We start from the raw sequence: 12,682 nt of genomic DNA on the forward strand, positions 1-12,682 counted from the left end.
CTGCTGCCCAGGAGTAATTCAATGAACACCGTTTTTATGCACTGCCGGCCCGGTTTTGAGGGAGAAGTCTGCTCCGAAATCGCCGAGCATGCTGCCCGCCTCAATGTCTCTGGTTATGCCAAGGCCAAGCCGAGCAGTGCCTGTGCCGAATTTGTCTGTACCGAAGAAGGCGGCGCCGAACGCCTGATGCGCGGTTTGCGTTTTGCCGAACTGATTTTCCCGCGTCAATGGGCCCGGGGCGGTTTTATCGAACTGCCGGAAACCGACCGCATCAGCGTGATTCTCGGGCACATGGCCGACTTTCCGGTCTGTGGCAGCCTGTGGCTGGAAATGGTCGATACCAATGACGGCAAAGAGCTGTCCAACTTCTGCAAGAAGTTCGATGCTCACCTGCGCAAAGCCCTGATCAAGGCCGGCAAGCTGGTGGAGGACGATGAGCAGAAGCCGCGGCTGCTGTTGACCGTTAAAAGTGGACGCGAACTGTTCCTTGGTCTGGCCGAGTCGAACAACTGTGCCATGTGGCCCATGGGCATCCCGCGGTTGAAATTTCCCCGTGAAGCGCCTAGCCGTTCGACCCTCAAGCTGGAAGAAGCCTGGCACCACTTCATCCCCCGCGACCAGTGGGATGAGCGCCTGCACAGTGACATGACCGGGGTTGACCTTGGCGCAGCGCCCGGCGGCTGGACCTGGCAGCTGGTCAATCGCGGCATGATCGTCACCGCCATCGACAACGGCCCGATGGCAGAAAGCCTGATGGACACCGGACTGGTGCAGCACTTGATGGCCGATGGGTTCACCTTCAAGCCCAGGCAGCCGGTGGACTGGATGGTCTGCGACATCGTGGAAAAGCCTGCGCGTAATGCGGCGATGCTCGAAGAGTGGATCGGCGAAGGTCATTGCCGCGAAGCGGTGGTCAACTTGAAATTGCCGATGAAACAGCGTTATGCCGAAGTGCGGCGTTTGCTTGATCGCATTGCTGAAGGTTTCAAGGAACGCGGTATCCAGGTCGAAATCGGCTGTAAGCAGCTGTACCACGACCGCGAAGAAGTGACCTGCCATTTGCGTCGACTGGACGTGAAAAAAACCAAATCCCGTTGATTCAGGAGTAACTGATGAGTTTTGCTGATTTGCCGGTTGACGGCACTCTGGACGCTACCGGCCTTAACTGTCCGGAACCGGTGATGATGCTGCACCAGCACATTCGTGACCTGGTACCGGGCGGTTTGCTGAAAGTCATCGCCACCGATCCCTCGACCCGGCGCGACATCCCCAAGTTCTGCGTGTTTCTCGACCACGAACTGGTAGGGCAGCAGGAAGAGGCGGGCAAGTACCTGTACTGGATTCGCAAGAAGCAGGACTGAGCAAGATCCTGCAGGAGCGAGCTTGCTCGCTCCTGCAGTGTGGGTCTATGCCATGCGAATCCGCTCTTTGGCGCTGCGGGTCAGGCGTACGCTGAGCATCAGCGCCGCGCAGGTCAGGCCCACAATCAGGCCCTGCCACAGCCCGCTGGGGCCATTGGCCGGGCCGAACCAGTCGGTCAGGCCCAGCGCATAGCCCACCGGCAAACCAATCCCCCAATACGCGAACAGGGTCAGGATCATCGTCACCCGCGTGTCCTGATAGCCGCGCAATGCGCCCGCCGCAGTCACCTGAATCACATCCGAAAACTGATACAGGGCGGCAAACATCAACAGCATGGTCGCCACCTCGATCACCAGCGGATCGGCCGTGTAGACGGTGGCAATCTGCTCGCGCAACAACAGGATCAGACTGGCAGAGATGCCCGCCCATACCAGCGCAGTGCCCATACCGACCCCGGCGACGAAACGTGCTTCGCGCGGTTGCTGGCGCCCCAGTGCCTGGCCTACGCGGACGGTGATTGCCATGCCCAGGGAGTAGGGGATCATAAACACCAGCGAGCTGAAGTTCAGAGCGATTTGATGGCCTGCCACCACCGTTGCCCCCAAGCTGCCGATCAACAGGGCAATCACCGCAAAAATGCTCGACTCGGCAAATACCGCAATGCCGATCGGTAGCCCCACACTCAGCAAGCGCTTGATGATTGCCCATTGCGGCCATTCAAAACGGCTGTATACCCGGCTCGACTGGTAGATCGCACCACGCCAGGTCCAGGCCACCATGCCCAGGGCCATAAACCACATTACAATGGCCGTCGCCCAGCCACAGCCCACGCCACCCATGGCCGGGACCCCAAAGTGCCCATAAATGAACACGTAGTTGATCGGGATGTTCAGCGCCAGGGCACACAACCCCAGCACCATGCTTGGCCGCGTACGGCCCAGGCCATCACTGAAGTTACGCAGCACGCAATACAGCCCCACCGCCGGCATGCCGCTGGCGATCCCGTGCAAATAGCCCATGCAGGGTTCAATCAGGTCCGGGGCGACTTTCATCAGATGTAACAGCGGCTCTGCACCCAGCAGGATAAATGTCGCACACAGCCCGGTAATCAGCGCCAGCCACAGGGCCTGGCGCACGATCGGGCCGATCTCCCGGTGATTGTTGGCGCCAAAGCGCTGGGCAACCTTGGGCGTGGTGGCCAGCAGGATGCCCGACATCAACAGAAACACCGGTATCCAGATCGAATTGCCCAGGGCCACGGCCGCCAGGTCCCGAGGCCCGACGCGTCCGGCCATGACGGCATCGACAAAGCCCATGGCCGTGGTGGCCACTTGGGAAATGATGATCGGAAACGCCAGCGCCAATAGCGCCCGCACTTCCGTGCGAACCCGGGCCGGGCGGCTGACAGGGGCGGCAGGGGTGTTATCAGTGACAGAGTTCACAAGCGTGCATCCACAGTGTTTAACGCGCAAAGCCGGCGATTGTACGCCTGCCCCGGAGCTCGGCAAACCTTGAGTTGTAGGGGCTTTGTAAGCGCGATTGAAAGTGCTTGGCACAGCTTGCTGGCCCATTGATGACTACAACGCCTACACTGCCACTCCGCCAAAGGAGCCTGCCATGTTGATTGTTGCTGACGAAAATATTCCGCTGATCGAAGAGTTCTTTGCCGGCTTCGGTGAAATACGCCGTCTGCCGGGACGCCAGATCACGCGTGCAGACGTGCATGCTGCGGATGTGTTGCTGGTGCGCTCGGTGACCAGGGTCGATCGCGACTTGCTGGAAGGCAGTGCGGTACGTTTTGTCGGTACCTGCACCATTGGCACCGACCATTTTGATCTCGATTACTTTGAACAGGCAGGTATTGCGTGGTCCAGTGCCCCGGGCTGCAATGCCCGCGGCGTGGTGGACTACGTGCTCGGCAGCCTGCTGACCCTGGCCGAAATCGAAGGTGTCGATCTTATTCAGCGCACCTACGGGGTTATTGGCGCCGGGCAGGTGGGCGGGCGTCTGGTCGATGTGTTGCGGGCACTGGGCCTCAAGGTACTGGTCTGCGATCCACCGCGCCAGGCGGCTGAAGGTGGCGACTACGTCAGCCTTGAACACATCATCGAGCACTGCGATGTGCTCAGTTTGCATACTCCGTTAAGCACCAGCGGCAGCTTTCCGACCCGGCATTTGCTTGACCGCCAGCGCCTGGACCGGCTCAAGCCGGGGACCTGGCTGATCAACGCCAGTCGCGGTCCGGTGCTCGACAATAAGGCGCTGCGCGAAGTCCTGACCCGGCGCGATGACCTGCAGGCAGTGCTCGATGTGTGGGAGCACGAGCCTGAGGTGGATCTGCAACTGGCGGACATGTGTGTGCTGGCGACGCCTCATATCGCCGGCTACAGCCTGGATGGCAAGCAGCGGGGCACGGCGCAGATCTATCAGGCACTGTGCGACTTCCTCGGGCAGCCGGCTGTGGTCAGCCTGTCAGACTTGTTGCCGGCACCCTGGCTGGCGAGGGTCGCACTGAGTGCCAATACTGATCCGGGCTGGGCCCTGGCCATGCTGTGTCGGGGTGTCTATGACCCGCGTCGCGATGATGCGGACTTTCGCCGCAGCCTGATCGGCAGCGTCGAAGAGCAGAAGCTGGCGTTTGACGGATTACGCAAAAACTATCCGGTACGTCGTGAGATAGAAGGCCTGGAGGTGCATGTCGAGGGCGAGTCGGTGGCCTTGAAGCAATTGGTCAAGGCGCTGGGCGGGGTGTTGGTTTAAGCACCGGGCACAAAAAAACGGCCCTTTCAGCGGGGCCGTTGTATGTTCTGAGCGCTGTTGCAGGAGTGGGCCGCGCGACGCATGGGACCCGGTTAAACCCTGTCGCCTGCATCGCGGGCAAGCCGCGCTCCTGCCGAGGATCAGTCTTTGTGCACAGGTTTGACCAGACGCAGCTCCAGTTCGTGGCAGGCGTCCTGAATCATCTCTTCAGTGATCGAAATTTCCTGGCCATTTTCATCGATAATGGCGCACCCCAGTGATTGCTTGGCTTGCGTACGAATCACTGGAACCGCTTGAGCATTGTGTTGCAAATCCATGGCCTGTCTCCTCATCAGGGTGTCTCGCTACTTTAGGTCCGTTTAGTGACCAAGCTGTGACATGGCTTGGCGACGGACCCAGTCCAACAGAAATATCCTGAAACTTCCACCCTCACTTTAGAACGATAATGCCTATGGCTTGTTGTCTCAGGTCATATTCAAAACGATTGAGAAAGGTTTAGCTCTGCGCAGCTGACTTCGTTGTAGGCTGTTTCACGCTTTCTTCTGGATGCCTTCCATGCTTTCTTCGCGTCAACGCCGGGCCATTCGCTTGGCCGCCCATTTTGTAGCGCCTTATCGTTGGCAGGCGGTGGGTGCCTTGCTGGCCCTGATCGTCACTGCGGGTGTCACCCTTTCGATGGGGCAGGGCATTCGTCTGCTGGTCGACAAAGGCTTCATGACCCAGTCGCCACACTTGCTCAACCAGTCCATCGGTTATTTTCTGCTGCTGGTGCTGGCTTTGTCGGTGGGTACATTTGTGCGCTTCTATCTGGTGTCCTGGATTGGCGAACGGGTGGTGGCTGATATCCGGCGACAGGTGTTCAACCACCTGATCGGCCTGCATCCGGGCTTTTATGAGAACAATCGCAGTTCGGAAATCCAGTCGCGGCTGACCACCGACACCACGCTGTTGCAATCGGTGATCGGGTCGTCCTTGTCCCTGTTCCTGCGCAACAGCCTGATGGTGATCGGTGGTGTGATCCTGCTGTTTATCACCAATCCCAAACTCACCAGCATCGTGGTGGTCGCGCTGCCACTGGTACTGGTGCCGATCCTGTTCTTTGGTCGCCGCGTGCGTACCTTGTCGCGCCAGAGCCAGGATCGTATCGCCGATGTCGGCAGCTATGTGGCCGAAGCCCTGGGCCAGATCAAAACGGTCCAGGCTTACAACCACCAACAGCAGGATCAACAGCGCTTTGCCAGCACCGTCGAAAATGCATTTGCCACCGCCCGCAAACGCATCCTGCAGCGCTCATGGCTGATTACCCTGGTGATCCTGCTGGTGCTGGGGGCGGTCGGCGTGATGCTGTGGGTCGGTGGCATGGACGTGATCGCGGGGCGCATTACCGGCGGCGAGCTGGCGGCATTCGTGTTTTACAGCCTGATCGTCGGCAGTGCCTTTGGCACCCTGAGCGAGGTGATCGGCGAGCTGCAACAGGCTGCGGGAGCAGCTGAGCGAATTGCCGAACTGCTGCAATCGAAAAGCCTGATCATGGCGCCGAGCAGCGATTTGCTGGTATTGCCCCGGCGGGTGGCCGGTAATTTGCAGCTTGAGAACCTGTACTTTTCTTATCCGTCACGGCCTGAAAGCTATGCCATTGAAGGGCTGAGCCTAACGATCAATGCGGGCGAAACCCTGGCTCTGGTGGGGCCATCGGGGGCAGGCAAGTCTACGTTGTTCGATTTGCTGCTGCGTTTTTACGATCCCCAGGCGGGCCAGGTCCTGCTCGAAGGTTTGCCCATTACCCGGCTGGACCCCCACGACCTGCGCCGTTGCTTTGCACTGGTGGCGCAAACCCCGGCCCTGTTTTTCGGCACCATTGAAGACAACATCCGCTATGGCAATGCCCTGGCTACCGACGCCCAGGTCGAAGCCGCGGCACGGATTGCCCATGCCCACGATTTCATACAGCAAATGCCCGAGGGTTATAAAACCCATCTGGGAGATGGCGGTCTGGGCTTGTCTGGCGGGCAGCGTCAACGGTTGGCCATTGCCCGGGCGCTGCTGGTGGATGCGCCGATTCTGCTACTGGATGAGGCCACCAGTGCCCTCGATGCGCAAAGTGAGCACTTGATCCAGCAAGCCCTGCCGAGCCTGATGCAAGGCCGCACCACGCTAGTCATCGCCCACCGCCTGGCCACCGTACAAAATGCCGACCGGATTGCGGTGATGGATCAGGGCAAGCTGGTGGCGATAGGTACCCACGCGCAATTGATCGCCAGCAACCCGCTGTATGCGCGGCTGGCGGCGTTGCAGTTCAATGTGGATATGGGCACGCAATGACGTGTAGGAGCGAGCTTGCTCGCGAGCTCTTTAAACAGCTCGCGAGCAAGCTCGCTCCTACAGATTTTTAGCGGTATTCACACAGGTAAGCAGTCTCAACCACGACCTTGAGCTGGAACTTGCTGTTGGCCGGTACGTTGAACTGGCTGCCGGTGGCGAAAGTCTGCCACTGCTCGCTGCCTGGCAGCTTGACGCTCAACTCGCCCGATACCACGTGCATGATTTCGCGCTCGGCGGTGCCGAACTCGTATTCACCCGGGGCCATGACGCCAATGGTGGCTTTGCCTTCGGCTTGTGCGAAGGCAATCGACTTGACGGTACCGTCGAAGTATTCGTTGACTTTAAACATGGCGATTCCTCGGAATGGGCTAAAAAGGGCTGGCCAGTATGCAGAAGCCGTTTTATCCCGTCACGCCATTTTATGGCCGCTAAACCTTGAGGATCAGCGGCAACAGGCGGGCAGTGTTACGGGCATCTTCCAGTGCCCGATGCTGCTGCCCGTTGAACTGCATGCCTGCCAGTTGCAGGGCACTGTTAAGCCCCGGCGCACTCTTTAGCTGGCGGGCCTGGGCAAATTGCTGCTTGAGGTTCATGTGTGGCAAACGAGCCAGCGCGCTGTCGAGTTTTTTCTGCTGCCATTCCTGCTCCAGCTGCTTGCGGTCGTAGTCACCCCAGCTGGCCCAGCCTTCAAGTTTGGGCAGGTGCTGGCCGAGCCAGCGCTCGAACTGCTCCCAGACCTGCGGCAGCGGAGCCCCGGCATCAATATTGGCCTGGGTGATACGGGTCAGATGACGGCAAAAAGGGGTCAGCAGCGGACGCCGTTGCGGGCGGATAAAGCGCTGGAAGTGGTCCACCTCCCGCCCGGCTCGAGTGACTACACTGGCGCCGATTTCAATGACTTCCATTTCTTCTATCGGCCAGCCGCCATCATCGGTAGTCGCTTCCAGGTCAATAACCAGCCAGTGAGGCATGTGCAGCTTCCTTAAACAGCATCGGCGTTGAGAAGGGGAGCGTAGCTAAAGCAGCGCAAATTTGTAGTGGGCCGGTCCGGCTCTTGCTTGATAACCTGTGCACCCTTAAATTACGCGCACGCATGATGTCAGGTTGTGCGCAGATCAATAAGTTCCAGTGATGGGCTCGACCAGGGGTGCATGGCTTTGAAGTGTTTGCCAGTGTGGATGGTCCATTGTGCAGTGCTGTCCTTGGGCACATTTTTTCTGACACCCGCCTGGGCTGTCCAGGAAGTCAGAGTGGGGGCGGCCCATTTTCCGCCCTATACCGTGCGCCCGGAAATCGGCGTCGATACCGGCCTGTTGCCGCAACTGCTCGACGCCCTGAATCAATTGCAGGGGGACTACCACTTCGTCATCGTCCCTACCTCCAATGCTCGGCGCTACCGTGAGTTCGAGCAGGGGCGCATGGACATGGTGCTATTCGAAAACCCGACCTGGGGCTGGAATACCATTGCGCATAATCCGGTAGACATGGGGCTGGAAGATGTCGAAGTGTTTGTCGCCAAGCGCCAGCCAGGCCGTGGGCAAACCTATTTTGGCGACCTGGCCAACAAGCGGCTCGCGCTCTTTAACGGCTATCACTATGCCTTTGCCGGATTCAATACTTCGCCCAAGGCCCTGACTGAAAAATTCCACGCCAGCCTGACTTACTCCCACGCCAGCAATTTACAGATGGTCCTGCGCGGGCGGGCAGATATCGCGCTGATTACCCGTTCCCATCTCATCGACCTGCTGAACAAGAATCCGCAGATTGAACCAACGGTGCTGGTGTCCGACCGGGTCGACTATATCTACCATCACTACGCATTATTGAGTCCCCGGGCGCCGATCCAGGGTGCGCAGTTGGCGAAGATGCTGCAGGCGCTGCGTGACAACGGCCAGTTTGCCTCGATCTTCGCGCCTTATAAAATTGCCCAGGTACCCGCGCAAATACCCGGGGCCCAGGCCGTACCCTAGGGGCGCCGGGTATTTGCCGGAGCGAGTTCCTGCAGGTGGGGGTTCTCAGTGTCTGGCAAAGATATCCGGCTGGGTTCCCGACACTTTTCGGCAATGCACCAGCGCATCCCGAATCATGAAGTTCACCAGGGTCGGTGATACTCCCAATTCCTTGGCGATATCTTTTTGCTGCACGCCGTGCAGGCGATACATCTCGAAGGCATAACGGGTGCGGCTCGGCAGTTCGGTCAGGGCGACCGCGATGTGCTCCAGCGTCGAAAAATTGATGTGCGAGGTTTCTGGAGACGCGCCGTGAATGACCACATTCAAACCTTCCTCTTCAGTTCCCGAATACTTCTGTTCGAGCGCCTGCTTGCGGTAGTGGTCAATTGCCAGGTTGCGCACGATCTGGAACAAGTAACTCAGTTGCGCCTTGAATGATGAAGTGATCTGCGGCGCAGACTGCAAGCGGAAGAAAGCGTCCTGCACCACATCTTCAGCCCTGGATCGGCAGCCGGTGATACGAGCTGCGATTTTGACCAGGATCAGCCGGTTATCAACGAAGGCTTGGAGTAGGGGTGAGTCGCACCTGCTTGTGGACACTTGTTCCGTCATGGAGATCACCTGTTGCGAGTGAATGAGTGCAGGGCTCGGTAAGCGTCCTACACAGCTCGCAACAAATTAGGCTGAATGATAATTATTGTCAATTGAGAAAGAGAATTAATGGCGCTTGAGATGGAGGATTGAGAGGTTGTTCACATCGCCCGGCGGTGCCTCTAAAACGCCACTATTGGCCGGTCCCATGATCTGTCCGGCACAACCGTTCTCAAGGCAAATCTGCAGGAGCGAGCTTGCTCCTGCAGGCATTGCGGGGTTATTTGGGACCGAGGATTTTCACCAGTTTGTCCGGTGACGGTGCGCCTTGCTGTTGTTGCAGGTTGCCTTGTTCGTCGAGGTAGAAAATCGCCGGGGTGGCCGACACATCGAGGTCAGTCATCAACTGTGCATTGGCATCCAGCTTGGCTTGAACGTCAGCCGGGATCTTGGTCAGGGGCTTGAGCTTGCTGGCCTTGCCGGCTTGCTCATGTTCGTGCAGGGCCTGCTGCGGGTCTTTGGCGGCCAGCAACGCAGCAGATTTTGCCGGGCTGTCTTCGCGGATGATGCCGACCATGATATGGCGCAGCTGTACCTTGCCCGACTCTACCCATGGACGGGCCTGTTCCCAGAACATGTTGCAGTACGGGCAGTTCGGGTCGCTGAACAGGTAAACGATGCGCGGTGCATCTTTCTTGCCGTCGGCAATCCAGTTGCTCTTTTCCATATTGGCCCAGACCTGCTTGGCCATCGGCTCGTACACCAGCTTTTGCAGCGGTGCCAGGCTCAGGTCCTTGCCATCAGCGTCATACAGATTGCCCACCAGCACGTTTTTGCCATCCGGGGTCAGATACAGGGCCATGCCACGGTTCTGGTACTGGGCGGCATAGCCACGCATGCCGCTGGGCGCATCGAAACTGCCAATGATTTTTGCACCTTTGGCTTCAATCTTCTTGATCGGCGCCGGCCACTCTTCAGCGTGCACCAGCGACGATTGCAGCAGGGCGGCGCCCAGCAGGGTGGTTATGCTCAGGTTTAGCAGTTTGCGGTTAAACATTTTTGCAGATTCCTAGCAGGGTCGGCCTGGTGGGCCGACATTGAATTGTTCTGATCGAAGCTTTCCAGCGCACGGGCCAGGCTGGCTTCGGACAGCTCGCCCAGATGACTGCCCAGCAGGCGGCCTTCAGGACTGTAGAACAGGGTAGTGGGCAGGGCCATCGAACCCACTTTTTGTGCCAGTTGGCCGCCGCTGTCGAACAGCACGTTGCTGAGGTTCAGACCTTGGGTTTCAAGGAAGGTGCTGACGCTCTGCATGCTCTCGCCCTGATTGACGAACAGGAAGGTCACGTCCTGGTGTTGATGCTGAGCGTTTTGCAGCACCGGCATTTCCCGGCGGCAAGGCGGACACCAGGTGGCCCACAGGTTGATGACCAGCGGGCCGCCCTGATAACTGCTCAGTTGCACCGATTCGCCACTGGCATTGCGCAACACCAGTTCGGGCATGCGTGTGCCTTGTTCGTAGAGGCTGGACGAGAACGTGGCCAGCAGCCAGAACGCCAGGCCAGTACCCAGCCCCCAGCCCAGAGGGCGCCGCAGCCCCTGGCGGCGCCAGCCCCAGATCACTGCGCCGATCACCACCGCCAATAACCCCGGCCACAACACAAAACCACCGTCGCGCAGGTCGAGAATCTGCAGCAGGTCCTTCTGGAAGTAGCGCCAGTAGCTGATCACAAAGCCGATGCGGGCCACCAGCAAACCCAGCAAGAACAGGCTGAACAACACTGACTCAGGGTTTTCGCCACCGCGTTTGGCCACCCGCCAACCCACCAGCGTCGCCAGGGCGAGCGCCAGTATCAGCAGTAAGTGGTTGATGGCCAGGGCAAATGAACCAATGGTCAGAGTGAGCATTTAGAGGAGTTCCCGAGTGGCATTCCAGTTATTCAAAAAGGTCTCGGCGTTGACTTCGCCGGTGATGCGTTGCCCACGTCGCTCTGCACCGTCGGGGCCGATCCAGATGAAGCTGGGAGGCCCGGGGACTTGATAGCGGCTGAGCAATTCGCGGCTGGCGACATTATCGGCGGTCACATCAAGACGCAACAGGCGCACGCCCTCTAGCGCCTGCATCACCTGAGGCTTGGCAAAGACCTGTTTTTCCATGACCTTGCAGGACACACACCAGTCGGCGTAGTAATCGAACAACACCCATTGCCCTTGTTCCTTGGCACTGGCCAGTTCGCGCTCGAGGCTGGCGGGGTCCTTGATGGTGATGAAGGCATCATGGGCAGTCGTGGCGCTGCTGCCGGCGACTGTTTTGGCGGTATACACCTGCAACGGTTGCCACAGATCGGAACCGCCACCGGCTGCTCCCACCAGTAACAGGCTGCCCCACAGACCGGCCAGCAGACTGAGCGGGCTGAACAGCATTCTGGCGCGCAGGAAGGTCTGCGCCTGTTGCCACAGGCTGCACGCCACCAGAACCAGCAACACGCCCCACAAGCCGACCCACAGGGATTCGTCGAGCACCGGGCGGACCAGCAGCAGGGCCGTGCCCAGGAACAGGAAGCCGAACAGGCCTTTCATCAGGTTCATCCAGGCCCCAGGCTTGGGCAGGAAGCGGCTGCCGACGGTGACCAGCAGCAACAGTGGAACGCCGATGCCGAGCCCCATCACAAACAGCACCAGGCCACCTTGCACGGCATTGCCGCTTTGCGCGATATACAGCAGGGCGCCGGCCAGCGGGGCGGTCATGCACGGGCCGACCAGCAAGCCGGACAGCGCGCCAAGAATGCCCGCACCCAGCAGGCTCCCGCCTTTACGCCCGCGGCCGGCGGTTTCCAGCCGGTCACGCAGCGCTGCGGGCAATTGCAGTTCGAAGAAGCCAAACATTGGCAGCGACAGCACCACGAACAGGGCGGCAAAGCTGCCCAGTAACCAGGGTTGTTGCAGCAGTGATTGCAAGTTGGCGCCCAGCAGTGCGGCCAGCACGCCCAGCCCGGCATATACCAGCGCCATGCTGATGACGTAACTGCCTGCCACTGCAAAGCCGCGTCCGGCGCTGGCGCCGCTGCCCACCACCAGTCCGGCCAGAATCGGCAGCATCGGCAGCGAGCACGGGGTAAAGGCCAGCAACAGGCCCAAACCGAAGAACAGCAGCAAGCTCCAGCCCAGCGAGCTCTGTTGCAAGCTGGCGGCCAGGGACTGGTCCTGAGCCTGGCCTTGCGCTGCAACCGGTGCAGTGCCGCCCAGGTCCACTGTCTGGCTCTGCGGCGGGTAGCACAGGCCGGCATCGGCACAGCCTTGCCAGCTGACTTTGACCTGGCCGCTGGCACCTGCCGGAATCAGTAATTCAAGGCTGTCGCGATAGACCTGGGTCTCGCCAAAAAACTCGTCGCTGTGTTCCTGCCCTTGTGGCAGCGCAGGCTTGTGCGATTCGTCCAGGCCGTCAAACTTCAAGCGCTTTTGATACAGGTAATAGGTGTCGGCGACCTTCCAGTGCAGGCGGGTTTCGCCGGACGGCATGGCTTCAGAGCTGAACTCGAAGGCTTTATTGGCAGGCAGGAAGTCGGGCTGTGCGAAAGGATCGTCCGTGCCCTTGGCTTGAGCCAGACCGGCGAAACACACCAGCAACAAAGTCATCAACAAACGCATCTTTAAAACCTTAAGCAATCACAAGTGGCGCTACAGTGCTGGCAACC

Annotated in this window: 13 protein-coding genes; 5 read left to right on the forward strand and 8 right to left on the reverse strand. The window is 59.4% G+C overall.

Features of this window, described 5'->3' with window-relative positions; all coding sequences use genetic code 11:
* Nucleotides 1-21: 21 nt before the first annotated feature.
* Together rlmM and tusA are read left to right on the forward strand one after the other, a co-directional pair.
* Entirely contained in the window at nucleotides 22-1,098 is a 1,077-nt protein-coding gene (rlmM, locus tag JQ845_RS07845; protein ID WP_203008834.1) for a 23S rRNA (cytidine(2498)-2'-O)-methyltransferase RlmM, read from the forward strand.
* Nucleotides 1,099-1,112: 14 nt separating this feature from the next.
* The gene (gene tusA, locus JQ845_RS07850; RefSeq protein ID WP_003447233.1) at nucleotides 1,113-1,361 is read left to right on the forward strand and encodes a sulfurtransferase TusA; all 249 of its coding nucleotides are present in this window, start codon (nucleotides 1,113-1,115) and stop codon (nucleotides 1,359-1,361) included.
* Nucleotides 1,362-1,406: 45 nt separating this feature from the next.
* Here the strand turns inward: tusA and JQ845_RS07855 are convergent, their stop codons facing one another.
* Complete coding sequence (locus JQ845_RS07855) at nucleotides 1,407-2,804, reverse strand: MATE family efflux transporter (RefSeq protein WP_003447235.1); 1,398 nt, start codon at nucleotides 2,802-2,804, stop codon at nucleotides 1,407-1,409.
* A 175-nt stretch (nucleotides 2,805-2,979) separates the two neighbouring features.
* Between JQ845_RS07855 and pdxB the strand changes: the two genes are divergently transcribed.
* A complete protein-coding gene (pdxB, locus tag JQ845_RS07860; protein ID WP_003447236.1) occupies nucleotides 2,980-4,122 on the forward strand; it encodes a 4-phosphoerythronate dehydrogenase PdxB in 1,143 nt (380 codons plus the stop codon).
* A 140-nt stretch (nucleotides 4,123-4,262) separates the two neighbouring features.
* On the opposite strand, the gene JQ845_RS07865 is transcribed toward pdxB, so the two are convergent.
* Nucleotides 4,263-4,439: a PA1571 family protein gene (locus JQ845_RS07865; RefSeq protein WP_003447239.1), complete on the reverse strand. Its 177-nt coding sequence runs from the start codon at nucleotides 4,437-4,439 to the stop codon at nucleotides 4,263-4,265.
* A 229-nt stretch (nucleotides 4,440-4,668) separates the two neighbouring features.
* Between JQ845_RS07865 and JQ845_RS07870 the strand changes: the two genes are divergently transcribed.
* Entirely contained in the window at nucleotides 4,669-6,444 is a 1,776-nt protein-coding gene (locus JQ845_RS07870) for an ABC transporter transmembrane domain-containing protein (protein WP_165439657.1), read from the forward strand.
* Nucleotides 6,445-6,511: 67 nt separating this feature from the next.
* Here the strand turns inward: JQ845_RS07870 and ppnP are convergent, their stop codons facing one another.
* Nucleotides 6,512-6,793, reverse strand: a complete 282-nt coding sequence (gene ppnP / locus JQ845_RS07875; RefSeq protein ID WP_010656155.1) for a pyrimidine/purine nucleoside phosphorylase — start codon at nucleotides 6,791-6,793, stop codon at nucleotides 6,512-6,514.
* Nucleotides 6,794-6,872: 79 nt separating this feature from the next.
* Nucleotides 6,873-7,415 carry a 3'-5' exonuclease gene (locus JQ845_RS07880; protein WP_003447245.1) on the reverse strand — a complete coding sequence of 181 codons (543 nt, stop codon included), beginning with the start codon at nucleotides 7,413-7,415 and terminating at the stop codon, nucleotides 6,873-6,875.
* A gap of 180 nt (nucleotides 7,416-7,595) precedes the next feature.
* On the opposite strand from JQ845_RS07880, the gene JQ845_RS07885 reads away from it, so the two are divergent.
* Nucleotides 7,596-8,414: a substrate-binding periplasmic protein gene (locus JQ845_RS07885; protein ID WP_369826376.1), complete on the forward strand. Its 819-nt coding sequence runs from the start codon at nucleotides 7,596-7,598 to the stop codon at nucleotides 8,412-8,414.
* A 45-nt stretch (nucleotides 8,415-8,459) separates the two neighbouring features.
* On the opposite strand, the gene JQ845_RS07890 is transcribed toward JQ845_RS07885, so the two are convergent.
* From JQ845_RS07890 to dsbD, 4 genes are all read right to left on the reverse strand, one after another.
* On the reverse strand, nucleotides 8,460-9,008 hold the full coding sequence (locus JQ845_RS07890) for an RNA polymerase factor sigma-70 (protein ID WP_003447249.1): 549 nt from the start codon (nucleotides 9,006-9,008) through the stop codon (nucleotides 8,460-8,462).
* A gap of 259 nt (nucleotides 9,009-9,267) precedes the next feature.
* The gene (gene dsbG / locus JQ845_RS07895; RefSeq protein ID WP_003447252.1) at nucleotides 9,268-10,044 is read right to left on the reverse strand and encodes a thiol:disulfide interchange protein DsbG; all 777 of its coding nucleotides are present in this window, start codon (nucleotides 10,042-10,044) and stop codon (nucleotides 9,268-9,270) included.
* The gene (locus tag JQ845_RS07900) at nucleotides 10,023-10,895 is read right to left on the reverse strand and encodes a TlpA disulfide reductase family protein (RefSeq protein WP_003447255.1); all 873 of its coding nucleotides are present in this window, start codon (nucleotides 10,893-10,895) and stop codon (nucleotides 10,023-10,025) included. Before JQ845_RS07900 ends, dsbG begins: the two co-directional genes overlap by 22 nt.
* Entirely contained in the window at nucleotides 10,896-12,635 is a 1,740-nt protein-coding gene (gene dsbD, locus JQ845_RS07905; RefSeq protein WP_203008835.1) for a protein-disulfide reductase DsbD, read from the reverse strand.
* Nucleotides 12,636-12,682: the final 47 nt, after the last annotated feature.

It is taken from the genome of Pseudomonas paraversuta (assembly GCF_904063065.1).
Taxonomy (GTDB): domain Bacteria; phylum Pseudomonadota; class Gammaproteobacteria; order Pseudomonadales; family Pseudomonadaceae; genus Aquipseudomonas; species Aquipseudomonas paraversuta.

Coding starts and splice junctions, on each gene's coding strand:
- rlmM (WP_203008834.1), top strand. CDS start 22: ATGAACACCGTTTTTATGCACTGCCGGCCCGGTTTTGAGGGAGAAGTC.
- tusA (WP_003447233.1), top strand. CDS start 1,113: ATGAGTTTTGCTGATTTGCCGGTTGACGGCACTCTGGACGCTACCGGC.
- pdxB (WP_003447236.1), top strand. CDS start 2,980: ATGTTGATTGTTGCTGACGAAAATATTCCGCTGATCGAAGAGTTCTTT.
- JQ845_RS07865 (WP_003447239.1), bottom strand. CDS start 4,439: ATGGATTTGCAACACAATGCTCAAGCGGTTCCAGTGATTCGTACGCAA.
- JQ845_RS07870 (WP_165439657.1), top strand. CDS start 4,669: ATGCCTTCCATGCTTTCTTCGCGTCAACGCCGGGCCATTCGCTTGGCC.
- ppnP (WP_010656155.1), bottom strand. CDS start 6,793: ATGTTTAAAGTCAACGAATACTTCGACGGTACCGTCAAGTCGATTGCC.
- JQ845_RS07880 (WP_003447245.1), bottom strand. CDS start 7,415: ATGCCTCACTGGCTGGTTATTGACCTGGAAGCGACTACCGATGATGGC.
- JQ845_RS07885 (WP_369826376.1), top strand. CDS start 7,596: ATGGCTTTGAAGTGTTTGCCAGTGTGGATGGTCCATTGTGCAGTGCTG.
- JQ845_RS07890 (WP_003447249.1), bottom strand. CDS start 9,008: ATGACGGAACAAGTGTCCACAAGCAGGTGCGACTCACCCCTACTCCAA.
- dsbG (WP_003447252.1), bottom strand. CDS start 10,044: ATGTTTAACCGCAAACTGCTAAACCTGAGCATAACCACCCTGCTGGGC.
- JQ845_RS07900 (WP_003447255.1), bottom strand. CDS start 10,895: ATGCTCACTCTGACCATTGGTTCATTTGCCCTGGCCATCAACCACTTA.
- dsbD (WP_203008835.1), bottom strand. CDS start 12,635: ATGCGTTTGTTGATGACTTTGTTGCTGGTGTGTTTCGCCGGTCTGGCT.